At 60.4% G+C, this 26,862-nt stretch carries 14 protein-coding genes; 9 read left to right on the forward strand and 5 right to left on the reverse strand.

Annotated features, from left to right (window positions below):
• Positions 1-87: 87 nt before the first annotated feature.
• From gfa to QFW87_RS13690, 8 genes are all read left to right on the forward strand, one after another.
• Positions 88-666, forward strand: a complete 579-nt coding sequence (gene gfa, locus QFW87_RS13655; RefSeq protein WP_283190765.1) for an S-(hydroxymethyl)glutathione synthase — start codon at positions 88-90, stop codon at positions 664-666.
• 677 nt (positions 667-1,343) lie between these two features.
• Entirely contained in the window at positions 1,344-2,582 is a 1,239-nt protein-coding gene (gene wecB, locus QFW87_RS13660; RefSeq protein WP_283184574.1) for a UDP-N-acetylglucosamine 2-epimerase (non-hydrolyzing), read from the forward strand.
• A gap of 41 nt (positions 2,583-2,623) precedes the next feature.
• On the forward strand, positions 2,624-4,837 hold the full coding sequence (locus QFW87_RS13665) for a hypothetical protein (RefSeq protein WP_283190766.1): 2,214 nt from the start codon (positions 2,624-2,626) through the stop codon (positions 4,835-4,837).
• Between the two features lie 12 nt (positions 4,838-4,849).
• Positions 4,850-6,964, forward strand: coding sequence for a glycosyl transferase family protein (locus QFW87_RS13670; protein WP_283180311.1), 2,115 nt, complete (start codon positions 4,850-4,852; stop codon positions 6,962-6,964).
• Positions 6,961-9,504, forward strand: a complete 2,544-nt coding sequence (locus tag QFW87_RS13675; RefSeq protein WP_283190767.1) for a bacteriophage N4 adsorption protein A — start codon at positions 6,961-6,963, stop codon at positions 9,502-9,504. The genes QFW87_RS13670 and QFW87_RS13675 overlap by 4 nt, the downstream gene beginning before the upstream one ends.
• An 8-nt stretch (positions 9,505-9,512) precedes the next feature.
• Positions 9,513-10,166, forward strand: a complete 654-nt coding sequence (locus QFW87_RS13680; protein WP_283180313.1) for an alginate O-acetyltransferase AlgF — start codon at positions 9,513-9,515, stop codon at positions 10,164-10,166.
• Positions 10,163-11,137 (forward strand): twin-arginine translocation pathway signal, encoded by a 975-nt coding sequence (locus tag QFW87_RS13685; protein WP_283180314.1) that lies wholly within the window; start codon positions 10,163-10,165, stop codon positions 11,135-11,137. Before QFW87_RS13680 ends, QFW87_RS13685 begins: the two co-directional genes overlap by 4 nt.
• Entirely contained in the window at positions 11,104-11,997 is an 894-nt protein-coding gene (locus tag QFW87_RS13690) for a hypothetical protein (protein ID WP_283190768.1), read from the forward strand. Before QFW87_RS13685 ends, QFW87_RS13690 begins: the two co-directional genes overlap by 34 nt.
• Positions 11,998-12,016: 19 nt before the next feature.
• Here QFW87_RS13690 and QFW87_RS13695 read toward each other — a convergent pair whose 3' ends face one another.
• Positions 12,017-14,626 carry an EAL domain-containing protein gene (locus tag QFW87_RS13695; protein ID WP_283190769.1) on the reverse strand — a complete coding sequence of 870 codons (2,610 nt, stop codon included), beginning with the start codon at positions 14,624-14,626 and terminating at the stop codon, positions 12,017-12,019.
• A 458-nt stretch (positions 14,627-15,084) separates the two neighbouring features.
• Here QFW87_RS13695 and QFW87_RS13700 point away from each other — a divergent pair, with 458 nt between their 5' ends.
• Complete coding sequence (locus QFW87_RS13700) at positions 15,085-20,700, forward strand: putative Ig domain-containing protein (RefSeq protein WP_283190770.1); 5,616 nt, start codon at positions 15,085-15,087, stop codon at positions 20,698-20,700.
• Positions 20,701-20,883: 183 nt separating this feature from the next.
• Here QFW87_RS13700 and QFW87_RS13705 read toward each other — a convergent pair whose 3' ends face one another.
• From QFW87_RS13705 to nspC, 4 genes are all read right to left on the reverse strand, one after another.
• On the reverse strand, positions 20,884-22,254 hold the full coding sequence (locus QFW87_RS13705; RefSeq protein WP_283190771.1) for an HlyD family type I secretion periplasmic adaptor subunit: 1,371 nt from the start codon (positions 22,252-22,254) through the stop codon (positions 20,884-20,886).
• Positions 22,247-23,968, reverse strand: a complete 1,722-nt coding sequence (locus QFW87_RS13710; protein WP_283190772.1) for a type I secretion system permease/ATPase — start codon at positions 23,966-23,968, stop codon at positions 22,247-22,249. Before QFW87_RS13710 ends, QFW87_RS13705 begins: the two co-directional genes overlap by 8 nt.
• Before the next feature lie 319 nt (positions 23,969-24,287).
• Positions 24,288-25,523, reverse strand: coding sequence for a saccharopine dehydrogenase family protein (locus tag QFW87_RS13715; RefSeq protein WP_283190773.1), 1,236 nt, complete (start codon positions 25,521-25,523; stop codon positions 24,288-24,290).
• Positions 25,524-25,550: 27 nt separating this feature from the next.
• On the reverse strand, positions 25,551-26,648 hold the full coding sequence (gene nspC, locus QFW87_RS13720) for a carboxynorspermidine decarboxylase (RefSeq protein WP_283180321.1): 1,098 nt from the start codon (positions 26,646-26,648) through the stop codon (positions 25,551-25,553).
• Positions 26,649-26,862 lie beyond the last annotated feature (214 nt).

The raw sequence follows: 26,862 nt of genomic DNA on the forward strand, positions 1-26,862 counted from the left end.
TTGAACTATGATTTTCTCAGGCCTGCCCGAAGGCAACCGCTCGGCCCCAGGCACGTTCGTCTAACACCCTGAAACGGAGAAGCCAACGTGAGCACCTTGAAACTTCATCCCGCACTGGACAACGGTATCCAACCCGCCGCCGCGAATTTCACAGACGGCACCCTGCAATGCCTGTGTGCGACCGACAAGGTCGAGGTCAAGATCGACGCACAAACCCTGCATAACCACGCGTGCGGCTGCAGCAAATGCTGGAAACCGCAAAACGCGACATTCGCCGTCATTGCCGTAGTACCTCGGGATAAGGTCAGCGTCATTGCCCACGGCGAAAAACTGGAAATTGTCGACGAAACCGCCACCATCCAGCGGCACGCCTGCAAACAGTGCCACGCCCATCTCTTCGGGCGCATCGAGAACAAGGACCATGCCTTTTATGGCCTGGACTTCGTCCACACCGAGCTCTCTCCCCAGAGCGGATGGGCTGCGCCGGGCTTCGCGGCGTTCGTGTCCTCCATCATCGAAACCGGCACACCGCCAGCGCAAATGAAGGCCATCCGTGAGCGCCTGCGCAAGATTGGCCTGGAACCCTACGACTGCCTGTCCCCGGACTTGATGGACGCAATGGCGACTCATGTTGCCAAACAAAAAGGCTTGCTCCCCGCCGCCTGATTGATCGGTCGCCGCGGTTTCTTCGTCGGACCGCGGCGGCGCCATTTCTAACGGTGGACGATGGAATGTTGCTTCACTGTTATGGGTGACTCAAAGATCCCCTTCTTCGAGTCACCTGCCTAACCAATATAGGCGGAGTGCCTATCAATAATTGAAGGCAAAGGGAAAGTTCATTTATTACTCCGAAAAAACACTTATTGCATCATGACAATATACAGGCGTCAGTTCAGTGACTATTATAACCCTCACGCTAGAAAGCCAGGCCGTAAACGCATAGATCACGACCGTTATAATGAATGAATAATTCATTCAAGCTGACGAATGGATATAAAATAAATAAAATCGTTAATAAACAATGAGTTGGTGGTGTGTAAATACTCGGGAGAAACCTTCTTAAAATCATAAAAAACTAAACAAGACCGACCTCAACCACAAAAGTTTCAAACTTTAATTATTAAAACAAATTGCACGCATAACGCTTTAAAACATTCGCCATCAATGCTAATAATCCGGCCGGCTCCGGGTTCTTAGGCGATGTACCACCTCGTATGAAGTGAACATCAGACACGCTGATTACCCCGGTCTTTACTAAATCCAAATAACGATGGCGTGCTCAAGTCTCAATAAAACTTGGGCCGTTGTTGTGCTGTGCACTAAAACCGCGCAAGGAAGACATCATCGCTCGCCATCATTCAAGGATTAAAATCCTTTCGATCTTCGGTACCCGTCCAGAAGCCATCAAGATGGCGCCTTTAGTCAAAGCCCTCGCTGCGGAACCTGGCATTCATTCGCAGATATGCATCACCGGCCAACATCAAAGCATGCTTAAACAGGTGCTGGATCTGTTCGACCTCAAGGCCGATCACACCCTCGATGTGATGACGCCGCACCAGTCGCTCAACTCGTTGACCGCGGCGCTATACGGGGCGATTGACCCTGTGCTGGAAATGACCCGCCCGGACCGGGTGCTGGTACACGGCGACACCACGTCAGCCATGGTTGCCTCAATGGCTGCGTTCCATCGACGCATCCCGGTCGGTCACGTCGAAGCAGGACTGCGAACCGGCGATATCTACAGCCCATGGCCAGAAGAAATGAACCGCCGCTGCATCGACCTCGGTGCGGACATGCTGTTTGCGCCGACCCACGAATCGCGCCAGAACCTGCTCGACGAACGCCTTCAAGGTCGCGCCTTCGTGACCGGCAATACGGTGATTGACGCTTTGCAGATGACGGCGCGGCGCATTGAGCAAGACGCTGACCTGCGGGCAAGCCTGGACCAACAGTTCTCGTTCCTGCAAGCCGGCCGCAAGGTTCTGCTGGTGACCGGGCATCGCCGGGAAAACTTTGGCGAAGGCTTCCTGGATATCTGCAAGGCCTTGAGCCATCTGGCGCGGCGCACTGATATCCAGATCGTCTATCCGGTGCACTTGAACCCCAATGTCATGGGCCCGGTCACCGAGCAACTGGGCGATCTGCCCAACGTGCACCTGATCAAGCCGCTGGACTACCTGGCCTTCGTGCGCCTGATGCAACGTGCGCATGTGATCCTCACCGACTCCGGTGGCGTGCAGGAAGAAGCGCCGTCGCTGGGCAAACCGGTGCTGGTGATGCGCGATGTGACTGAACGCCCCGAAGCTGTCGCCGCGGGCACCGTTCGCCTGGTCGGCACCTCGCCGGACTCGATCATCGCTGGCGTCAACGCACTGTTCGATGACGACCTGCTGTGGCGCCGATGTTCCCAGGCGGCCAACCCTTACGGTGATGGCAAGGCCAGTGCGCGCATCGTCGATGCCCTGATGGGCCGTCCGGTCGATGATTTCGTCGTGACTGGGGTGCGATTGCCCAAGTTCCTGCACTACCCGTCAGGGCTACCTGAACCCGAGAAAAGTCTCCCGGCTTTCACCTCTCTATAAACCAAACCGCTCCTCCCCTTATCAGCTCGAGATCTACCTGAATGAAGTCTTCCGTTGCCATCCATACGGGCACGCTCAGCGCCCTTGCCTGTGGCGTGAGCCTGCTCGCGCTCATGCCGACTTTCGCTCTGGCCGCGGACAGCCCGCTCACCCAGGCGATCAACCGACTCAACGCCGACACCCGACAAGAGCGTGAGATCCGCTTGAGCGATCTGGGGATCGATGCACCGATCATCCTCGGCTCCACCGACGCCCGACGCGAGCTGTATCTTCCCGTGCCAGCGGGCGTGCCGCTGACAGACGCCACACTGAATTTCGACGCCAGTTACCTCAATGGCGAAGGTGGACGCAACACGCTGCTGCTGTCGCTAGACGGCTATCCGGTACGCGCCGAAGGGCTCAGCGAAGCCCAAGGTGATGCCAGCGCCACACTGGGCGTGGGCAAGCAAGCGCGTGATAGCGGTTCGCTGCGTCTGGGCATTGCCTGGTCGTCAGTCGTGTCCCGTGTGTTGTGCGAAGACGAACGCGCGATCGGCAATGTATTGCGTATCGAACCGGACACCCGCCTCAATTACAGCTACGACGCCAGCCAGTTACAGGACGTCGGCGCCGCCTGGACGGCACTGCCCGGTAAACCGGGAATCATGGTCGCGCCGGGCACCTTGTCCGCCGACAGCTACGATGCGGCCTGGCGTCTCGGTGTCGCACTGGAGCGGATTGGCAAGCACAGCCGCGTTCTGCCCTTCCCCGCCGTACAAGACACTGTCGACCTGACCAGCCTGCGCATCCCGGCCGAACTGCTGGCTATTCCAGCGTTTGCCAGCCTCAATGGCAAAGGCGCGCACGTTCTGGCCGACCCGGCGCAAATCGGTGCGCTGTTGATGTTGGGGCAAACGCCGAACCTCCAGGCGGATCTGGCGATCAACGACCCGCAACTGCTCAAAGCCGTCAATGAATCGCTGGACGCGTTGCAGAGCCAGATTCAAGGCCTCGACGCCACAGCCGCCAACGCCTTCGCGCAATGGCGTGATCGGCATATCAATGCAGGTCTGGCCGCCACCGGCACTGACAACGTGCGCCTGGCATTGCTGGGCACCCGCCCGGTACTGATGATCGCGCCGCAAGCAACCGGTAAGGCGCTGGCCCTGTTCAGCACGGCCTGGAACGCACTGGCACGCAGCCGCCAATTGACGGTCAGCGAAGCACAAATGCCATTGAGCGCCGACGGTCGTGTGGCCTTGTCGCGCCTGGGCGGAAATCCCGGCGCCATTGACGTGCTGGCCAAATCCGACTGGAGCACTTCTTTCCCTCTGGGCAGCGTGGCCTACGACGGTCGTCTGCCGGTGAAGGCGGTAGTCGATGTGTCTGCCGCACCCGGTGCCTCGGACACCGCGCCGGTGGCCTCGCTGTTTCTCAACGATTACCTGATTGGCGCGCAACAGCTCGTGGCCAACGGTGAACAGCAACGCATCGAAGCACGTATCCCGCGTTACGCCCTCGGTTCGAAGAACGTGCTGCGCGTTTCGTTCCAGCGTCAGCCAGTCAGCGATCGTTGCCTGGAAACGCCACAGGCGTTCCCGGTCTCGGTGCTCCCGACCAGCCACATCGTGCTGGATAAAACAGCCCTGGGTGATGACTTCTCCGGCATGGCAGCGCGCTTTGCCATGGACACGCAAATCCTCGTGCCACAGGCCTACCTCGAGCATCCGGCGAGCAGTTTGCCACAGGTGATTTCGGTGGCCGACGCCGTCGGTGTTTCGCCGCTGCGGGCGCAACTGAAGGTCAGTGCCGACCCGAAAGCCTCGGTCACACCGGACAAAGCCTTCCTCGCCTTCGAGCTGCCGATCAAGGACAGCAAAGAGTCGGTGCAGGTTGATGAGCAGGGTCGCCTGCGCATCAATCACAAGGATCAGGTGTTGCTGGACGTGCATCCCCTCAACCACCTGGCCTCGTTGCAAGTGGTGGATGCCGGCGGCCAGCACGGTCTGGTCTATCGCGCCCTGGGCAATGACGCGCCACGCTTTGCCAGGCAGATTCTGCTCACCCGCGGCGACGTGGCCATCCTCGGTGACAACGGTGCACTAACCACCTTCGACACCCAAGACCCAAGCGGCAGCCAATTGATCGACAACGAAGAACCCAAGGGCCTGGACGCCTGGCGCAAGCCGTCGCTGTTGTGGCTGATTCCGGGTGGCATCTTGTTGGTCCTCATCCTGTTGCTGGCCGGCCGTAACGCCCGTCGCAATCGCCAGTAACGGAAACTTTCGATGACGTCGCTTTATTGGCCCTATTGGCTGGCCCACTACTACAGCTTCCTGGAAATCTCGACCATCGTGATCGCGGTGCTGATCCTGATCTCCAGCCTGGACGATCTGTTCATTGACCTGTGGTACTGGTCTCGCCGCCTGTTTCGCAAGTTCACCGTGGATCGCAAATACCGGCCGCTGACCGCCGAGCAACTGATGGCCCGGGATGAACAGCCGTTGGCGATCATGGTCCCGGCCTGGCTGGAATATGACGTCATCGCACCGATGATCGAGAACATGGTGTCGACCCTGGATTACCAGAACTATGTCGTCTTCGTCGGCACCTACATCAATGACCAGCGCACCATCGATGAAGTGGAACGCATGCGTCGGCGCTACAAGCAGCTGCATCGCGTGGAAGTCCCGCATGCCGGGCCGACCTGCAAGGCCGACTGCCTGAACTGGGTGATCCAGGCGATCTTCCTGCACGAGAAAACCCACGGCATGACCTTCGCCGGCGTTGTATTGCACGACAGCGAAGACGTTCTGCACCCGCTGGAGTTGCGGCTGTTCAACTACTTGCTGCCGCGCAAGGACATGATCCAGTTGCCCGTGGTTTCGCTGGAGCGCAACTGGTACGAATGGGTGGCTGGTACCTACATGGACGAATTCGCCGAATGGCATGGCAAGGATTTGGTGGTGCGTGAAAGCATGACCGACACGGTGCCGTCTGCCGGGGTCGGCACCTGTTTCTCCCACCGCGCCCTGCGCGTGCTGGCCGGGGAAACCCAGAACCAGCCGTTCAACACCGACAGCCTCACCGAGGACTACGACGTTGGCGCTCGCCTGGCCAAGGTCGGCATGAACGCAATCTTCGTGCGCTTCCCGGTGCAGTTTCGCGTGCTGCGTAAATCATGGTTTCGCAAGCCTTACGAATCGACTCTGAAGATGCCGTTGTGCGTGCGGGAATTCTTTCCCGATACCTTCCGTACCGCGTTCCGCCAGAAAGCCCGCTGGACACTGGGCATTGGCCTGCAAGGCTGGGAGCAAATGGGCTGGAACGGTTCGCTGGCCAACCGTTATCTGCTGTTTCGTGACCGCAAGGGCGTGGTGACGGCGTTCGTCAGCATCATCGCCTACGTGATTCTGGTGCAGCTGCTGGGCCTGGTCATCCTGCGCCAGAGTGGCCTGTGGGATGTGAGCTTCCCGACGCCGTTTGAAACCAACGGCTTCATCAAATACCTGCTACTGGCCAACGGTACCGCGCTGGCCTGGCGTATCGCGCACCGCTGCTATTTCACCACCGTGCTGTACGGCTGGCAGCATGGATTGTTGTCCATCCCACGCATGGTAGTGGGCAACTTCGTCAACTTCATGGCCGCCTCCCGCGCCTGGCGCATGTTCATCGTCGGCAAGGTAATGAACCGCAAACTGGTGTGGGACAAGACCATGCACGACTTCCCGTCCACCGACCTGGTTGCCTTCGCACCGCGTAAGTTGGGCAGCGTGTTGCTGTCCTGGCAGGCGATCAACGAAACCGACCTGCAAAGCGCCCTCGACGAACAGAAAACCCGGCACATGCCATTGGGGCGGATCTTGCTCAGCAATGGCTGGCTGGACGACGAGACACTGGCGGAAGCCATCGCCTTCCAGAACGATCTGCCGCGGGTGTTCGATGTGGCCGCCAAGGCACGAGGCTCGGTCCTGACGCTGGACGATGAATTCGCTCTGCGCTGGCGGGTGGTGCCGGTTGGCTTGAATGCCGACGGCCGAGCACAACTTGCCGTGGCCAGCCCGTTGCCGGCCGAAGGTCTGCAACAAGTCAGCGATGTACTGGGCAGCGAACCGGTGCAGCTGATTGCCCGGGAAAGCGAAATCGTCGCGCAGTTGCGTCAACTGAACGTGCGCGAAGACCAGTCCGTACCGGATGCCCGCGCGCCACTGCTGGGTGACTTGTTGATCGAAATGGGCCTGCTGGATCGCGACGTATTCAATCGCACCATGTTGCAGTACCGCCCGCAGCGTCACGGACGCATCGGCGACTATCTGGTCGACAGCGGCGTGCTGCCCCGCGCCACCATCGAAAAGGCTGTGGCGCGTCAGCACAGCCACTACCCTGCGGAGCTTCCGGCATGAACCGCCCCTTCCTGACCCTCATGGCCACGGGGCTAAGCCTGTTACCTGGGCTTGCTCTTGCCGAGACGTTGCCGCTGCCGTTGACCGGCCCGGCCTATGTCACCGCCAACGAGGCCTACAGCGCCTACGAGCGCAAAGATTACGACCTGGCCATCGCCAAGGCCCGCGAAGCCTTGCGTCAGCGGGCTGACATCACCCGCTTGAACACCTTGATTGTGCTGGCTCAGCGCGACAAGGAACTGCGTGATCATCCCAAACGCTACCCCCAGTCGCGTCAGGCCCCAGGCTTCGGCGCCGCGGCCCAGGCGTTCAAGGCCTACGATCGCGATGACTTCGGCACGGCTGCCCAATCGGCACGCAAAGCCATCGCCCAGGCGCCCAAACGCATGGATTATCGATTGCTGCTGATCGAGTCCTTGCAGCGCCAACAGCACTTGCAGGAAGCGGATCAAGCCACCACCCAGGCGCTTGCCGTGTTCCCGGACGACGATACCTTGCTGATGCGTCGCGAAGCGATTCGTCGTCAATTGGCCGCCCCGCTGGCGGTTGAGGGTTATCGTGCCCTGGAGCAAGGCCAAGTGTCCCTGGCCGTGGACCAGGCCAGAAAAGCCGTCGCCTGGGCTCCGGAAATCGGCGCCAATCAGCAACTGCTGATCAGTGCCCTGCTCGCTGCCAAGGATTACCCTGCTGCAGAACGGGCCGCGTCAGGCGCACTGGCTCAGGACGACGGTGAAATCGCACCGTGGATTCTGCGCAGCTACGCCCGTGATCGTCAGGGCAAAACTCAGGCAGCCCAGGCTGACCTGAATCACGCGCTGGCCATCGATGGCCTGCTGGAAGCGGAAACCCGTGACATTCGCTTTTTCGCCGCGGACGCTGCACTGGCGCATGACGAGCCTCAACAAGCGCTCGATCATCTGCAATCATTGGCCGACGATGAAGGCGGTGAAGTGGCCCGCAGACGCACCGCCGCCCGAATGGCGTTGCGGCAGAAAAACAACGGCGCGAACGTTATTGCCCACTTCCCTGCTCCGGCCTTGAACTGTCAGGAAACGGCCTTCGGCCTGGTCTGTGATATCTGGCCGGGCAACCAGCGTGATGGCGGAACCGACATGGCCGGCCAAGCCTACGCGGCCCTGGCCCGCAAAGACCCTGCGACGGCGGTTGCCCTGGCGAACGAAGCCATTGCCCGCGCGCCACAGAATCCGGCGTACCGCCGACTGCTGGTCAGCGCCCTGAGTGATCAGAAACGTGTGCCCGAAGCCATCGCAGCAGCCAGCGAAGGTCTCAAGCTCACGGGCGATGATGCTCGTCTGCTCGCCCAGCGCGGCCGTCTGCGTCAGCAATCGGGTGACGATGCCGGGGCGCGCAAGGACTTCACCCAGGCACTGGCACTGGCCAGCCTTCCCGCTTACGAAGAAGCCAGTCTGTATGCCGCCATCGGCCAGCGCCGAACCGCGCGCGAACGGCTGCAACAAGCGCGGGACACGGGCGAACTGGAATCGATGAGCGACCTGCAGATCGCTTATTTGTCGGTCCAGGCCGGAGACGATGACGGTGCCCACACTTCGTTCCGCAAGGCTGATGCCGACACCCGACTTACGCCGACGGCGACCCAGGACGCGGCCTACAACGCCATGCGGGTCAATGACGACGAGCAAGCCGTCACCTATTTCAAGCGAGTCATCGACGCAAAAAATGCCGGTGAACTCGACATGTCCCCACAGCAACTGTTCGACACCCGTCGCGCGGTGGCCGATGTGTCGCGCACCTGGGGTTTGACCAGCACCACCAGTTATCGCGGTAACAGTTCGAGCAGTGGTCTGAGTGCAGCCCCGAGTAGCGGCAGCAACAGCAATGACAGCCTGCAAAACAGCACCGAGCTTTCCTGGCGTCCCTTGGGCTATCGCAACGCACGTTTTGTCGAACTCTACGGACGCATCACCGACACGCTGTGGAGCAAGAACGGCGATTCGGATACCGGTCTCGATGCGCTGCAAGGCGCCGTGGGTGTCCGGGTCAAACCCTTCACATCGCTGAACGTGATGGCCGCCGTCGAGCGTACATTCCCCTTGGGATCGTCGGACGTCGACGGTGACTGGCTGGTGCGTCTGGGCTACGGCTCAAGCATCGGGACCGATCTGCGGGTGGATGCCTCCAGTTGGTGGACCTCGCAGTTGTTCGCTGAAGCCGGTCATTACGTCAACGACTCGCGCGACTACTTCAACAGCGAATGGCAGGTGGGTCGCAGCTACGCCATCGGCGGCACAGGCTCGCGCTGGGTGAGTTTCCCCCATGTCGTGGCCGCGTTCGACTACGACTCCAAGATGAACAGCAAGACGGACACCGACGGCAGTACGGACTCATCATCGGGCAAGGCCGGCGGCGTTGGTATCGGTAACAACGTCCGATACTGGTTCCGCGAAGATGCGTACAACGCCCCCCGTTCCTATGTGGACTTTTCTCTGCAGTACCGCGTGAAGGTGCTGGGCGATGACCGCGCCGAAGGCGTGTTCGCTCGCCTGACTTATTCCTATTGAGGGCTTACATGAACGTTCGAATGTGTTTGTGGCTGGGTCTTGGCCTGGTCCCGATGTGGGCACAGGCCGCCCCTGAAATCGCCCAGCTGTATGCGCCAAAACTGCCCGAGGGTTCCGCCTGGGTGCGGGTGGTCAATCCCAGCGATACCGCCATGCAAGTCCAGGTGGGCCAAGGCCCGAGTTTTGCCCTTGCCGCACAGACCGCAGTGGCCAGCCCCTTTCAGGTCGTGGACTCGCGACAGCCGTTGCACGTGACCGTCAATGGTCGCGAGATAAAAGGCCTCAGCGCACCAAAAAGTGCGTGGGTCACGCTGATTCTCGACAGCGACCCGGCACGGGCGCCGCGCCTGGTCATCGACCCGCCGCTGCGCGGTAAAGACCTGCGCGCCGAACTCAATGTCTACAACCTGGTCAACGGTTGCGAAAAAGCCGAGGTCAAACTCGCCAACGGTGCTCCTGTGTTCAACCAGCTGCCGTTCAACGGACAAGCCCAGCGCACGATCAACCCGGTGCAGGCGACGCTGGTTGCCAGCTGCAATGAGAACGCGAGCCTGCCGATGAAGCTCGCGCCCTTCAGGGCCGGCGATCGTTATAGCCTGTTCCTGGTCGGCTCTCGCCAGGCGCCACGCCTGATTGGCCTTGTCGACCAGACCGCGCCATGACCCTTCACTTGAAATCTCGCCTGCCGTTTCCCGCCATGATCGGCGGTTTGTTGTTGAGCCTGTCGGTCACCTGCATTCAAGCGGCCTCCGCGGTAGTCACCGGCGAAAATGGCTGGTTGTTCCCGGCCTGGGAAAGCCTGAACAAGGTCGACAACACCGGAGCGGCCCGCAACATTGCGCTGGTCAAGGAACTCCAACAGCACCTTGCTCGGGAGCACATCGGACTCGTCGTGCTGGTGGTGCCGATGAAAGCGCCGTTTTATGCCGCGCGCCTGCCCGCCGGTCAGACCTTGAGTCCTGCGGTCATGCAGCGCTACGACAACCTGCAAAACGAGCTGACCCAGGCAGGCCTGACCACGCTGAACATCAAGCCCATCCTGCAACGCACCGAACAAGGCAAACAGACCGCGTTCTACCGCGCCGATTATCACTGGACAGCCTGGAGCGCGGAAAACACCGCCGATGCCACGGCGCAATTGATCACCGAGCGTTACCGCCTGCAAGGCGAACCCGGCGGCGGCGCAGCGCTGGGCCAGTGGTTCGACCGCCGCGCGTTCGGCGACCTGGCGAGCAACTTCCTGCCGGCGACCAAGCGCAAGGCAATCGGTCGCGACATCTACACCGTGCGCCATCAGGCAGAGAAGGACCTGTTGATTGATGACGCACCGGCTCCCGTCCAAGTGATCGGCAACAGCTTTGTCCAGCCCTATTTGGGTTTTACCCAGAAGCTCTCCAATGCCCTGGACCGTCCCGTCGCACTGACCTGGAACCCCGGCGACGTCGGTCCGTGGGCTACGCTGCTGCAATACCTGGAGTCGGCGGATTTTGCCGAACACAAGCCGCAAGTGATCGTCTGGCAATTCAACGAGGGCCAGTTCCACCTTGGCCCTGATGGGGCAGCCAACTGGAATGCCAAAGGCGTCACCTCGCTGAGCCAATGGCATCAGCGCATCAACAAGGTACTGCCGTGAAGATTCTTGGTTACACCGCGAGTCGCGCTACCCTCGCCGCGCTGTTGTTTGCCGTCACCCTCAGCGCAGGAACCGGCATGCTCTACGTCACAAACAAAAAGGCCTTGCCCCCGGAGATTGTCGGCATCGTCTGGCAGCCGGACAACAAGACCGTCGGTATCAGCGGACACTGGGAAAAACTGGGAGCGCGTGAGCTGCTGGTGCAATGGACAGTCGTCGACGATCAGGCCTTCGTTCCTGGTACCGGCCTGCCCACCGTACCGGTGCTGCCCGATTGGGCGCGCATCGCCAAGGCACCCTGGGCGCAGGATGTGATCCTGGGGCTGGCGGGTTATTTCAGCGAGAACCGCTCACGGGACAACATCGAACAACTGGCCGCTGTCTCGGAACGGATCGCCAGATTGCCTACGCCGTTACACGTGACCGGTTGGTATTTCCCGGCTGAAGTCGACCCCACCTGGACCCGCGCCAAAGAACTGCCCGCGCTGCTGGCCAAGCTGCCGCGACCGTTGTGGATCAGCGTTTATGACGGTGCCAATATCGGCCCCGTCGCCACCGCCGAATGGCTCAAGCAATGGCTACCAGATGACATTGGCGTGTTCTTCCAGGACGGTGTCGGCGTGTACGCCCGCACTGCACCGGTCGCGCGAACCTACGCCGACGCCCTGAGCAAGCGCCTGGGCAAAGATCGTGTGCGGATCATCGTCGAAGCCTTCCGCCCCAACTTTGGTGGCGGCTTCCGCTCCGCGACCGCTGCCGAGCTCAGACCGCAACTGGCGGCCTATGACGGATATCCGCTCTACCTGTTCGACGGGCCGCACTACGTGACGCCAGAGTTGGTCGAGCAACTGGTGCAGTAAAGCGTGCGCAACTGACGTGTTAACTTTCAGCGTGAGCGCTTTCGGCCAGCGCTCGCAGCCCTGAATGCTTCGCGTGGACGCCAATCAAGTGTCCAATCGCCTGCGCATCCATAGGCCGGCTCAAGAAATACCCTTGAACCTCATCGCACCGTGCATCCTGCAACGCCTGAAGTTGCTCGATCGTTTCCACCCCCTCCGCCGTGACTGTCAGCGACAGTGCCCTGCCCAGCCCAACGATGGCCTCGATGATCGACTGATCGTCACCGCTGGCGGCCAGCCCGGAAATAAAGCTGCGATCGATCTTCAACCCATCGAAAGGAAATGAACGCAGGTAGCTCAATGACGAGTACCCAGTGCCGAAATCGTCCATTGCCAGGCGAACACCCAAGGCTTTCAAATCGTGCATGATCTGCAGTGCGCCCTTGGCGTCGTCCAGCATGACATTCTCGGTCAGTTCCAATTCCAGCCGGGCCGGATTCAAACCGGTCTGCTTTAACACCGCCTGAACCCTGGACACCAGCTGCCCGCGTTGGAACTCTGTCGGCGACAGGTTCACCGAGACAAAGAGCTCTTCGGGCCAGGTCGACGCGTCCGTGCAAGCGGTGTGCAGCACCCAGTTGCTCAGCGGCAGAATCAACCCGGTTTCTTCCGCAATGGGAATGAAAACGTCGGGCGACAACAGCCCTCTCACCGGGTGCTCCCAGCGTACCAGCGCTTCGGCACCTGCCATGACCCGGCCTGCAATCTGATAGCGCGGCTGAAAGTGCAGACGCAACTCATCATGTTTGATCGCGTGACGCAGATCGCTTTCCAACTGACGACGATCGAGAATTCGAGCATTCATGTCGCCCGCGTAAAAACGCCAGGTATTGCGTCCTGCATCCTTGGCTTCATACAGCGCGATGTCGGCATAGCGCAGCAACTCGTCGGCCAGGGTGGCGTCAGCCGGTGCCATGGCAATGCCAATGCTGGCACTGATAAACACCTCATGCTCATCAATCTGGAACGGCTGTTCGATGCAGTCGATCAGGCGCTGGCACAGGTGCTCGACCTCATCCTGAGAAACTATATTCGCCACCACCAGCACAAACTCATCACCACCGATTCGGGCGACCAGGTCATCGGAGCGCAAGCACTGCCCTAGCCTTTTGGAGACCTCGTTGAGCACTTGATCGCCTGCGGCATGCCCGAGCAAATCATTCACCGGTTTGAAGCGATCCAGGTCAACGCTGAGCATGACCAACGGATCACTCAGGGTCGGCGCAGCCTTGAGTTTGCCGTCGAGGAATTCTTGCATACGGGCGCGATTCGCCAGGCCCGTCAGCGCATCGTGTTGCGACAGGTATTCGATCCGTCGGCGGGCCGCCACTTCTTCGGTGATATCGCTGGCCGTGCCGCGATAGCCCAGCCCCTCCATTTCTCGCACGGAAAGACGGAAAATCCTGGCTTGCCCGTCCCCTGACAGATAACTGCATTGCAAGATGGCGTTGGTCCGTCGCGAGTGGTTTTTCAACCACTGGGAAAGTGGACCCTGATCAGACACTAGCAAGTCATCGATAGGACGACCAAGACACTCGACCCTGCGCAGTCCCGTCACGGTTTCGAAGCGCTCTGACAGGTAGGTGAAGTGCAACCCGGTATCGATTTCCCAAATCCAGTCGGAGGACGCTTCGGCGACATCACGAAACCGCGCCTCACTGGCCGCCAACGCCGTGCGACTGACCTGCAGGGAGGTGTAACTGGCATCCATCACTTGCGCAGCCGCTGTGGTACGCCGCTGAAAAAGCCAGGTCATTAGTCCGATAATCAGCCCCGCTATACCGATCAGCGGCAACACCACGGTCATCAACCGATGCCCCGGCTGCGCCGGTGTCCACTGCAGGGTGCCCGCCGTACCGGTTTCCCCCAGACGCAAAAACGATGTGCCGAGCGCTGCACTATCACCTGAGGCCACGCGCAATTGAGCAATCCCGAAATCACTGGCCATGGCGCTCAATCGGGCAGCATTGAGCCTGGAGACGAACAACAGTATTGAGGCAGGCCTGTCATCCGTTTCGACCTGGGCGTTGGTGCCAGGCGTCAGGGGCGCGGCAGCGACCAACACCGGGGTGCCGTCGACATCGAGAAACGCCTTGATGGGTGTTTCGCTTTCGACATCGATGCGTGCACGTTCGATGAGCGCGGTGATGGGTTGTTTCAACCAGTCTTCAGCGGGGATCGATTCCAGCTGCCCATTGATGACCGAGTACACCGTACGGTCGGTTGGGTCGATCACAAACACGCCCTCAAACCCGAAATCCTCAAACAGCGACGAGCCGGCATTCTGGCGGACAAATGCCCAGTCGGTATCCACCTTCCTGTGCAAGTGCTCATAGGCATCGCCCCAGAATGCGTAATCCCTGATCGTCAAAAGAACCGACTTCTCCAGGGACTGCACGGCCTTTTCCGTATAGAAACGACTGCGGCGCTCGGCGTCCTGGTTTTGCTCGAAGGCGATGTAAACAATCAAGGTGCTGGCCAACAGGAAGATCGACAACAACAGACAAGAGAAGCCCATCAAAGACATGCGGGTCAGGGAAAGATTGGAGGTTTGCATCTGCGGCAGAGGGGCGAGAGGCTTGCTTTTCATAGGGCTTCCAGGCGGTACAACGGCTACGGGCCAGCACAGGAGACGACGCAGGCTTTAAAAAAACATGCGTTGAAAATGCTCCCTTGTCGAAGTGATTCCTCGCCTTCAGCCCCGGACTGTTGGCAGGATCAGTCCGTAATGTACTTATTGATCTTATCGGCCCGACTGTCGATACCTTGACCCGCTATCGCCTTCAACCGCTCAACGGTCGAGTCTTGCGAGACAAGCCAATCCTGCTCAATTTTTCTGACTCTGTTTTGGATTCGGCTGAACGGAGCGAGCGTCAACAGAGCGTTATTGTCTCGAAACGCCTCACAACCGCTGATCAGTTAGTGCGGTTTTTTGACACTTCCCCGATATGTGGTCACAACTTTTGCGCTCCGCTGGGTCATAACACGGTGGCTGTCGATGGAATATTGGCATCTTTCGAGGTTTTAGCCTGATACGGAGATAAACTCATGATTTTCAACGTACAGAATTTTGGCGCCAAAGGAGATGGCATCACAGACGACACGGCGGCGATACAAAGTGCGATTGATGCAGCGGCCGCAGCAGGCGGGGGGCAGGTGTATATGCCGACCGGAACTTACATCGTTTCGGGAGGTGAGGAACCCTCCGACGGTTGCCTGATGCTCAAGAGCAACGTCTACCTGTACGGCGACGGCATGGGCGAAACCACCGTCAAGGTGGCTGATGGTTCCGACACCAAGATCACGGGTGTCATCCGCTCCGCCTATGGCGAGGAAACCCACGACTTCGGCGTCAGCAACCTCACCATCGACGGCAACCGTGACAACACCACGGGCAAGATCGACGGTTGGTTCAACGGCTACATTCCCGGCGAAGCAGGCTACGACTCAAACGTCACCCTCGACAGCGTCGAGATCAAGGATTGCTCCGGGTACGGTTTCGACCCCCACGAGCAGACCGTCAACATGGTCATCAAGAACAGCGTGTCCCACGGCAATGGCCTGGACGGCTTCGTTGCTGACTTCCTCAGCGACAGCACCTTCGAAAACAACGTCGCCTACGACAATGACCGCCACGGTTTCAACGTCGTTACCAGCACCCACGACTTCACGCTCACCAACAACGTTGCCTACAACAATGGCGGCAATGGCATCGTGGTGCAGCGCGGCAGCGAGGACATCCCCTCCCCCAGCAACATCACCATCACCGGTGGCGAGGTGTACGGCAACGGCGCCGAAGGCGTGCTGATCAAACTGTCCAGCGAGGTGACTGTCAGCGGCGTCGACATTCACGACAACACCAGCGCCGGGATCCGCATCTACGGCAGTAACCACGTCGAGATCATCGACAACACGCTTAACAATAATTCTCTGGGCAGCCCCGTACCGGAGATCATCATCCAGTCCTACGACGACACCTTGGGCGTGTCCGGCAAGTACTTCAACGGCAGCGACAACACCATCCAGGGCAACATCATCAGCGGCAGCAACCTGTCGACCTACGGCGTTGCAGAGCGCAATGAAGACGGCACCGATCGCAATGCCATCATCGGCAACACCATCAGCCACACCAGCAAGGGTGCCACGCTGGTCTATGGTGACGGCAGCTACGTCAGCGCCACGGTGCCGATGACCACCGTGCAAGGCACGGCTGGCAACGACACCCTGCTGGGCAGCGCCGCCAGCGAGATTTTCTACGGCGGTGCCGGCAACGACACCATCAATGGCGGGGCCGGTGGCGACATTCTGGTGGGTGGTGCAGGCATCGACAAACTCACCGGCGGTACCGGCGCCGATACGTTCCGTTTCGTCGCCCAGTCCGACAGTTACCGCAACGCAACCGCAAGCTTCGATGACACCATCACCGACTTCGACGTCACCCAGGACAAGATCGACCTCGCCGGCCTCGGCTTCACGGGCCTGGGCAATGGCCGTGGTGGCACCTTGCAGGTCAGCTACAGCGCCAGCAACGACCGCACCTACATCAAGGACTACGATGCCGACGCCAGCGGCAATCGCTTCGAGTTGATTCTCTCGGGCAACCTCGCCAGCACCCTGACCGCCAGCAACTTCATCTTCAATCGGGTGGTCACCGGCACCAGCGGCAGTGACTCGCTGCTGGGTAGCGATTCGGCCGACACCCTGCTCGGCCTGGCGGGTAACGACAGCCTCAGTGGCGGCGCGGGCGACGACAAGCTCGACGGCGGTGCCGGTATGGACACCCTCACCGGTGGCGCCGGAGCGGACATCTTTGTGTTCTCCAATCGGCTGGACAGTTACCGCAACTACAACACCGGCGGTGCCAACCTTGGCGACCTGATCACCGATTTTGATATCACCGCCGACAAAATCGACCTCTCGGCCATGGGTTTCACCGGCCTGGGGGACGGCAAAAACAACACCGTGTACCTGGCGCTCAACACTGCCGGCACCAAGACTTACATCAAGACCCTGACTGCCGACGCCAATGGCAACCGCTTCGAGGTAGCGCTGGACGGCAATTACCTCGACAAACTGACCAGCGCCAATTTCGTCTTTGCCACTTCGCCAACGGTCAACCATGCGCCGGTGGTGGCAACGGCATTGCTGGATCAGAACGCCACTGAAAATACCCCGTTCAGCTACGTGGTGCCGGCCACCAGTTTTACCGATCCGGATAACGAGAGCCTCAGTTACACCGCCAAACTGGCCAATGGCAGCGCCCTGCCCGGTTGGCTGACCTTCGACGCCGCCACCCGTACTTTCAGCGGCACGCCAAGCGATACGGCATCGGGCAATTACTCCATACAGGTCACCGTGTCCGATGGCAGCAATGCAACCGTCAGCGACAGCTTTACCCTGGCCGTACAGGACGTACCCGCCGCACCCACTGTGATCAATGGCACGCCGAACAACGACACGCTGACGGGCACCGCTGCCAACGAACAACTGTTCGGTGGCGCCGGTAACGACACCCTTAATGGCGGCGCCGGCGACGACATTCTGGTCGGCGGCACCGGCGCTGACAAACTCACCGGCGGCGCGGGTGCCGACGTATTCCGCTACACCTCAAAACTCGACAGCTACCGCACCGGGTCCACCAGTGCCAGTGACCAGATCCTCGATTTCGATGTGGCTGCCGACAAGATCGATGTCTCGGCAATCGGCTACACGGGCCTGGGTAATGGCCTGAACGGCACGCTGCAAATGACCTACAGCGCTTCGAGCAACCGAACCTACCTCAAGGATCTCACCGTCGACGCCAACGGCAACCGCTTCGAAGTGTCACTGGCGGGCAACCTGGTGAACAGCCTGACGGCGAGTCATTTCGTCTTCGCCGACCAAAACACCCCCAGCAATGTAGCGCCGGTGGTGGCCATCCCCCTCCTCGACCAGAACGCCACCGAAAGCACGCCGTTCAACTACACCGTAACCCACGACAGTTTCACCGATGCCAACCAGGATGCGCTGACCTACACCGCGACCCTCGCCGACGGCAGCGCCCTGCCCGTTTGGCTGAGTTTCAATGCCACCAGCTTGACGTTCTCCGGCACGCCGATCAGCACGGCGTCCGGCAATTACAACGTGCTGGTCAAAGCCACGGACCCGGCCGGTGCATCGGTCAGCGATAGCTTCGCCTTGGTAGTGGCCGATGCGCCTGCCAACACCATCACCGGCACCAACAACGCCGAAAGCCTCAACGGCACGGCGGGCGCAGACTTGATCCTCGGCCTCGGTGGCAACGACACAATCAAGGCCGGCACCGGCGCGGACATCGTCGACGGCGGCGCCGGACGCGATTCGCTGTACGGCGGCGACGGTGCCGACGCCTTCCGCTACACCAACGTACTCGACAGCTACCGCGACTACGACACCGGCGGTGTCACGGCCACCGACACGATTTATGACTTCACCGTGGGCGTCGACAAGATCAATGTTGCGGGCCTTGGCTTTCTCGGCCTCGGCGATGGCAGCAATGGCACGTTGTACATGACCCTCAACGCGGCCGGCGACAAGACCTACATCAAATCCGCCGAGGCCGACGCCGATGGCAATCGCTTCGAAATCGCCCTCAACGGCAACTACCTCAACACCCTGACCGCCAGCGACTTCGTGTTCGGCGAGCGCGCCCAGCAAGACATCCTCTACCTGCCCACACTCGGCCAATCCAATGCGCGCCTGTTGCGCATGACGGAGGACGACGATCAGTCCGGCACCTCGATGCTGGTCAAAGACCTGGACCGTTACACCACCTATGACGTGCGCAGCCAGTTCACCGACGCCGATGGCAATGGCATTGACATCGCGGTGGGTGGCAGCACGGTCAACGGCCTGTCGACCCTGGGCGCCGAGCAACTCAAGTTGTGCTGGTGGCTGACCGACACCAACCAACCCGGGCCTGCGCTGTTGCGTGCCGTGGCATTGCTGCAGGACCAGCTCACCGAACTCAAATCCATCGATAATGTCACCATGGGCATCATCTGGGGCCAGGGCGAGGAAGCCGCCCAGGAGATCGCCCGCGCCACGGACAAACCGGCGGCAGCAGCGGCCTACAAGGCCGCGACCCTGAACGTGTTTGATTACCTGCATGCCCAGTTCGGCAGCTTCAGCGTGTACATGATGGAAACCGGTCACTACGAGCAGGACGCGGCGCGTGCCCGTGGCTACTCGGAAGACAAGATTGCCTCCATCGTCGAGGGGGTTGGCTATGTCCGCGCCGCCCAGGAAGCCATCGCCGCCGAGCGCGCCGACGTCAAGCTGGCGGTGGACTACACCGACCTGCCCTTGCGCTACGAGGTCGATCCGCTGGTGTATCCCGACGACGTCTGGCACTTGCATGAGGAATCGGCGGAAATCGTCGGCCAGCGTTTGGCCGATTACATTGCCAATGACCTTGGCTTCCAGGGCAACCCCAACGACAACAACAGCGTTCAGGCTATTTTCGACAACGCTCAGAACCAAGGCGGGATGATTTCCGGTACTGATCAAGCGGATACCCTGGTGGGCAGCTCGGGCAACGACACACTGGATGGCGACTTGGGCGCCGACACCATGACCGGTGGCGATGGCAACGACATCTACGTGGTCGATAACGCGTTCGACAGCGTGGTGGAAACCAACAACTCGACCTCGCAGATCGATACCGTGCAAGCCTCGGTCAGCTGGACACTGGGCGCCAATCTCGAGAACCTGGTGCTCACCGGGGTGTCGGAGATCGACGGCACCGGCAATGAGCGGCGCAACTTCATCACCGGCAATGCCGCCGACAACGTGCTCGATGGTGCCGCAGGGGCCGACAGCATGAGCGGCGGCGATGGCGACGACACTTACTATGTCGACAACGCCGACGACACCGTGATCGAAACCAACAGCAATGTGGTGGCTGGAGGGATCGACAGCGTGCACAGCAGCCTGGCGGCCTATTCCCTCGGCAATAACGTCGAGAATCTGTATGTCGATAGCACTGGCGCCGCCAATGGTACGGGCAACGCGCTGGACAACACGCTGTTCGCCGGAGCCGGCAACAACGTGCTGGACGGGCGCGATGGCATTGACACGGTGTCCTTTGAGCGCGCCCTGTCCGGCGTTACCGTAAACCTGTCGACGTCAGCGCAACAAAACACCGTGGGTTCCGGGCTCGACACCCTGAAACTCTTAGAAAACCTGACGGGAAGCGCCTACGCCGACAGTCTGTCGGGCAACAGCGCCGCGAACGTTCTGAACGGTGGTGCGGGCAACGACACGCTGGTGGGCGGTTCGGGCGATGACCGGCTGATCGGCGGTGCAGGCACCGACAACCTCACCGGTGGCACTGGCGCGGATACCTACGCGTTTGGTGCCCTGTCGGACATGGGCGTCGGGGTTTTGCGCGATGTGATCAGCGGTTTCAAGAGCACCGAGGGCGATCATCTGGATTTCACCGGCCTGGACGCCAACCCGCTGACCGCTACCGTCGACGCCTTCACGTTCATCGGCAGCAATGCCTTCGACCCTGCCAACGCCACCGGCCAACTGCGCTTTGCCGATGGCATTCTCTACGGCAGTGTCAACGCCGACGCCACCCCCGAGTTCGAATTCGAAATGGTGGGTGTCAAGGAGCTGCAGGCCAGCGATTTCACAGCCTGACCTAATGTGAAACGGGCCTGCTCGCGATGACGGCGGTACATTCAGCAAGGAAGCTGATTGACCGACCGCTATCGTCGGAACGCCGCCCGGAGCAAGCTCGCTCGCACAGGGGATTTTCAGTGCCGGGAAAATCAACGACCAACACAGGACAAATGTGGCGATAGCGGCAGCGGTCGGTCATGCTCATTCCTCTTTGAAGGCCGCAAGCAAGCGTTCACGCAAAGGTTTCATCAGGTAATTCATCAAGGTGCGTTCCCCCGTGACCACCGTGACATCGGCGAGCATGCCGGGGCGCACCAGCAGGCCGGCGGCCTGCAGCGAGGCGACGGTGTCGGCGGGAATTTCGACCTTGGCGGAAAAGTACGGCTGGTGCGTCTGTTCATTGATCAACTGGTCCGCCGACACCGTAGTCACCGTGCCGGTGACCGTCGGCGTATCCACCCGTTGCAGCGCGGTGAAATGCACATGCACCGGCAGACCCGGGCGTAACTTATTGGCCATCAGCGGCTCGAAGCGCGCAGTGATCGCCATCGGCGCATCGAGCGGCACCACCTGCATCAGGGTTTGGCCGGCCTGCGCAACGCCCCCGACCGTATGAATGTTCACGTCCATGACCTGCCCGGACACCGGCGCTCGGATCGCACCGTTGTCGACTTCAAACTGCAAGGCACGAATCTGATCGGCAAAACCTGCCGCCTCGGCAGAGACCTCGCTGAGCCGGGTTTCGGCATCGCGGCGAAATTCCTGCTGCGCCTGCAAGGCCTTGAACCGGCTTTCGTTGATCGCCTGGCGGGTCCTGCCGACATCGCCCACCCCAGAGGAAATCTGTCCGGCCAATTGGGCTGCGTTGCGCTCGGCCTCGAAGAGTTTGTTGCGCGGAATGTAGCCTTCACGGGCCAACTCACGCAGGCCTTCCAGCTCTTGCTGCTGAAAGCGCATCTGCGTGTCGTAGTTGCGCTTGACGCCTTCGTAGCCGAGCAATTGCTGCTGCAATGCCGCGGCTTCGTGTTCGATGATCTGCAAGCGGCTGCCCAGTTCTGCGCGGCGGGTCAGAAACAACTGGCTCTGCAAGGCCATGGCGGCCTTGACCCGCGGCTCGTCGGCATGTTCCAGCAGTTCAGCGGGCCATTGGATCTCGGCAGAACCCAGGCGCTCGGCAATCAACCGCGCCTCGACGCTGCGATCGTTGAGCAATTTGCCCAGGGTCACGTCCCGTTGTGACTGCGCCTGCACCGTATTGAACTGCACCAGCAACTGTCCCTGAGTGACGCGATCACCATCGCTGACCAGCAGTTTTTCCACCACCCCGCCGACCAACGACTGCACAGCCTTGCGTTCGCCCGCCACCACCACGGTGCCGCTGCCCACGACACCCTGGTCGAGCGGCGCCAGGCAGGCCCAGAGCAGGAAGCCGCCCAGCGTCAGGACCAGGAAACCGACACCATAGCGTGCCGCCCCCCCGGCGTCGGTACTGGCGCAGGGCAGCGTTGTGGCGCCGCGCACGCTCAGCCCCTGCTCGCTGTACGTTTGTGCCTCTGGGGTCAGATCACGCATCTCCGCCAGCCTCCCTGACCGCAGCCGGTCTTGGCCCCGGCATCAATGCCTTGAGCACCCGATCCCGTGGACCGAATGCTTGTTGAGTGCCGTCCTTGAGCACCAGAATGTGATCGACCACCGCGAGCACATTAGGCCGGTGGGTAATCAGCACCACGGTGCTGCCAGTAGCCTTGAGCGCACTGATGGCCTGCACCAGTGCCAGCTCTCCGGCTTCATCGAGGTTGGAGTTGGGCTCATCGAGCACAATCAGCGACGGGCGACCATAGAGCGCGCGAGCCAGGCCGAGACGTTGCTTTTGACCACCGGACAAGCCAAGCCCGCCGGGGCCCAACGGCGTGTCGTACCCCTTGGGGAACCTCAGGATCATCTCGTGAATGCCAGCGTGACGCCCGGCCGCGATGATCTTGTCGGCGTCCTGTTCACCGAAGCGGGCAATGTTGTCGGCCACACTGCCGTCGAACAGCTCGATATCCTGCGGCAGGTATCCGAGGTGCGGGCCCAGGGCGTCGTGGGACCATTGACTGATCTCGGCGTCGTCCAGGCGCACCGACCCGCCCATGGCCGGCCATACCCCGACCAGCGCCCTGGCCAGCGTTGATTTACCACTGGCGCTGGGGCCGACGACCGCGAGCACATCACCTTTGGCCAGGCTGAAATTGATGCCCTGCAGGATCGGTTGCGAGGCGCCGGGCGGGCCGACATACAACTGCTCCAGGCGCACTGCGCCGGTGGGCGGTGGCAATGGCATGCGCAGGCGCTCGCGCGGATGCTGGGCAAGCAGTTGGCTCAGGCGCTGGTAGCTCTGGCGGCCGGAGTTGAATTGCTTCCACGAGCCAATGGCGATTTCCACGGGCGCCAGAGCACGCCCCAGCAGCAGCGACATCGCAATCATCATGCCCGCTGACAATTGGCCTTCAAGCACCAGCAACGCCCCCAGGCCCAGGGCCAGAGATTGTCCGGAGATGCGCACGAAACGGGTCATCGAAGTGATACGCGCGCCGCGGTCACTGGCATGAGCCTGGGCGGCAATGATGCGTTGCTGCAGCAGGCTCCAACGCTGGCGCAATGGCCCGAGCATGCCCAGGGCCTGGATGACTTCGGCATTGTGTAACGTGCTGTTTACATAGATCGACGACTGCACACCCAGGCGATTGGCTTCGCCCAAGCGTGTGCGAGTCGCTAACTCGCCCCACAGCGCCAGGCCGATCAGTACCAGCGCCAGAACCAGCGTCAGCACGCCAAACCAGGGATGAAAGATGAACGCCACCAGCACGAAGATGGGCAACCACGGAGCATCCAGCAAGGCGATCAGGCCCTGGCCGGTGATCAACTGCCGCAGTGTCGCCAGATCGGTGAGCACCTGCGCCGGGTTGGCGTTGTGCTCACGCAGGCTGCGGGCGAAGGCGGCGTCGAAAATCCGCTCGCCCAAGGCATCGTCCAGCCCCGCGCTCATGCGAATCATCACCTCGCCGCGTGCCCACTCGATCAGTGCGCTGAACATGAACAGTCCCAGAGCGATCAAGGTGAGCATGAACAAGGTGGTTTCGTTGCGGCTGGTGAGGACCCGGTCGTACACCTGCATCATGTAGAGCGACGGCACCAGCACCAGCAGGTTGATCACCCCACTGAACAGCGCCAGCGACCAGAACACCCGGCGATAGCTTAATAAAGCGGCATCAATGTCATGACGCGGATCGAGAAGCAAACCCATAGAGTGTCGCCCGCAAAAGGAAAAGTCGGTCCAAGACGCAATCCATCGCGAGTTTTTTTGCCCCAAGGCATTGGAGAAAACACTAAACGTAACCTGATGTGCCGCTATCAGAGACGACCCTCGTTGCGCTACTGGCGCCAATTACTGACCACGCAACCACGGGTTAGTGCCGGTTCGACGGGCTGGGTTTCCATGTGGGTGACGGGCGGGAATGTTGCATTCCCCATTACGCACAAACCAAAACGCCGCTCAAAGAGCGGCGTTTTTGCGTATGGAGCGGGAAACGAGGTTCACCTGTATGTTGCGAGCCTCAAGCGTTTCAGCTCCAGGGACGATCTCCATTCTCATCCTTGATGCGGGTCGGCAGGCCCATCACATCCAGCGCCTTGAGGAAGGGCTCAGCTGGCAACTCCTCGACGTTGGCCATGCGCTGCACGTCCCACTCGCCGCGGGCGACCAGCAAGGCTGCTGCCACGGGCGGCACACCTGCGGTATAGGAAATGCCCTGGCTATCAGTTTCCGCGTAAGCGTCTTCATGATCAGCCACGTTGTAGATGAACACCTCGCGCGGCTGGCCATCCTTGGTGCCCTTGACCAGATCACCGATGCAGGTCTTGCCGGTGTAGCCGGGCGCCAGCGAGCTCGGATCAGGGAGCACGGCCTTGACTACTTTCAGCGGCACAACCTCCAGGCCTTCAGCGGTCTTGACCGGCTGCTCGGAGAGCAAGCCAAGGTTCCTGAGCACGGTGAACACATTGATGTAGTGCTCGCCGAAGCTCATCCAGAAACGCACGTTGGGCACGTCGAGGTTCTTCGACAGCGAGTGCACTTCATCGTGGCCGGTCAGGTACAGGTTTTGCGCGCCTACGACCGGCAGGTCGTCGGTGCGTTTGACTTCGAACATTGTGTTGCTGGTCCACTGGCTGTTCTGCCAGCTCCACACTTGTCCGGTGAATTCGCGGAAGTTGATTTCCGGGTCGAAATTGGTGGCGAAATACTTGCCATGGGAACCGGCGTTGACGTCGAGAATGTCGATCGAATCAATGCGGTCGAAATACTGTTGTTGCGCCAGTGCTGCATAGGCGTTGACCACACCCGGGTCGAAGCCCACGCCGAGAATGGCGGTAATGTTCTTCTCTTTACACTCTTCGAGGTGGTTCCACTCGTAGTTGCCATACCAGGGCGGCGTCTCGCAAATTTTGCCCGGTTCTTCGTGAATGGCGGTGTCCAGATAGGCCACGCCGGTATCGATGCAGGCGCGCAGCACCGACATGTTGAGGAAGGCGGAACCGACGTTGATGACGATCTGTGACCCGGTTTCGCGGATCAGCGCCTTGGTCGCTTCGACATCCAGGGCGTTCAGCGAGAAGGCCTGGATCTCGGCGGGCACTTTGAGGCTGCCCTTGGCCTTGACGCTGTCGATGATGGCCTGGCACTTGGAGATGTTGCGCGACGCGATAGCAATACGACCGAGTTCATCGTTGTGCTGCGCGCACTTGTGGGCCACCACCTTGGCGACACCTCCTGCACCAATGATAAGCACGTTCTTCTTCAATTTTTCTCTCTCTCCTTCTCTGCCAGCTTACGAAAGGCTGGACATGTAGTCGTTGTAACCAAACTCACGAACCACCTCGACTGTACCGTCGAGTTGTTTCACTACGATGGACGGCATTTTCAGGCCGTTGAACCAGTTCTTCTTGACCATGGTGTAACCCGCTGCGTCGATGAACGACAGCCGATCCCCGATCGCCAGCGGACGATCAAATTGATACTCACCGAATATGTCTCCGGCCAGGCAGGATTTGCCGCACACCATGTACGTGTGCTCGCCCTCGCTGGGCGCCAGCTTGGCATTCAGGCGATAGATCAGCAGATCGAGCATATGCGCTTCGATGGAGCTGTCCACAACCGCCAGGTGCTTGCCGTTGTAGAGGGTGTCGAGCACGGTGACTTCCAGCGACGCGCTCTGAGTGATGGCGGCTTCGCCCGGCTCCAGGTAGACCTGCACGCCGTATTTTTGCGAGAAGGTTTTAAGGCGCGCGCAGAACTCGTCCAGCGCGTAGCCTTCACCCGTGAAATGGATACCGCCACCGAGGCTGACCCACTCGACCTTGTGCAGCAAGTCGCCGAAGCGTTCTTCGATGGTGCACAGCATCTGGTCGAACAGGCCGAAATCACCGTTCTCGCAGTTGTTGTGGAACATAAAGCCAGAGATCTGCTCGATAACCTGTTCGATCTTCACCGGGTCCCACTCGCCCAGACGGCTGAACGGCCGCGCAGGGTCGGCCAGCAGATAATCCGAGCTGCTCACCTGCGGATTGACCCGCAGGCCGCGCACCTTGCCTGCTGAAGCCTCGGCGTAGCGCTGCAACTGGCTGATGGAGTTGAAGATGATCTTGTCGCAGTTGTCGAGCATCTCCTCGATCTCGTCGTCGGCCCAGGCCACGCTGTAGGCATGGGTCTCGCCAGCGAACTTCTGTCGACCGAGCTTGAGCTCGTAGAGCGACGACGACGTGGTGCCGTCCATGTATTGCTGCATCAGGTCGAACACCGACCAGGTGGCGAAGCACTTGAGTGCCAGGAGCGCCTTGGCCCCGGATTGTTCGCGCACATAGGCGATCTTCTGCATGTTCGCCAGCAGCTTTTGTTTGTCGATGAGGTAGTACGGCGTTTTGATCATTTCGAGGCGCCTCCGGCAAGGCCAGCCAAAAAAGGATGCGCATTGTGCCTTCACTCGCTACATATCGAAAGAGCAGGAAGCTCTCTCCACGCGAAACGTGGCTCAATTTTAGTCCCAGGCACCGTCAGATCGCCGCGCTACTGATCCCGCCACGGATTTCGCTACTATGTTTGACCGCTAACTTTACCGTCAGCTTTCCTTAATCTGGAGCCCG

The organism is Pseudomonas sp. PMCC200344 (assembly GCF_030053095.1).
GTDB classification, from domain to species: domain Bacteria; phylum Pseudomonadota; class Gammaproteobacteria; order Pseudomonadales; family Pseudomonadaceae; genus Aquipseudomonas; species Aquipseudomonas svalbardensis.

Excerpts from the sequence above, each read along its gene's own strand:
- QFW87_RS13665 (WP_283190766.1), top strand. The coding sequence starts at position 2,624 with ATGAAGTCTTCCGTTGCCATCCATACGGGCACGCTCAGCGCCCTTGCC.
- QFW87_RS13670 (WP_283180311.1), top strand. The coding sequence starts at position 4,850 with ATGACGTCGCTTTATTGGCCCTATTGGCTGGCCCACTACTACAGCTTC.
- QFW87_RS13675 (WP_283190767.1), top strand. The coding sequence starts at position 6,961 with ATGAACCGCCCCTTCCTGACCCTCATGGCCACGGGGCTAAGCCTGTTA.
- QFW87_RS13680 (WP_283180313.1), top strand. The coding sequence starts at position 9,513 with ATGAACGTTCGAATGTGTTTGTGGCTGGGTCTTGGCCTGGTCCCGATG.
- QFW87_RS13685 (WP_283180314.1), top strand. The coding sequence starts at position 10,163 with ATGACCCTTCACTTGAAATCTCGCCTGCCGTTTCCCGCCATGATCGGC.
- QFW87_RS13690 (WP_283190768.1), top strand. The coding sequence starts at position 11,104 with ATGGCATCAGCGCATCAACAAGGTACTGCCGTGAAGATTCTTGGTTAC.
- QFW87_RS13695 (WP_283190769.1), bottom strand. The coding sequence starts at position 14,626 with ATGAAAAGCAAGCCTCTCGCCCCTCTGCCGCAGATGCAAACCTCCAAT.
- QFW87_RS13700 (WP_283190770.1), top strand. The coding sequence starts at position 15,085 with ATGATTTTCAACGTACAGAATTTTGGCGCCAAAGGAGATGGCATCACA.
- QFW87_RS13705 (WP_283190771.1), bottom strand. The coding sequence starts at position 22,254 with ATGCGTGATCTGACCCCAGAGGCACAAACGTACAGCGAGCAGGGGCTG.
- QFW87_RS13710 (WP_283190772.1), bottom strand. The coding sequence starts at position 23,968 with ATGGGTTTGCTTCTCGATCCGCGTCATGACATTGATGCCGCTTTATTA.
- nspC (WP_283180321.1), bottom strand. The coding sequence starts at position 26,648 with ATGATCAAAACGCCGTACTACCTCATCGACAAACAAAAGCTGCTGGCG.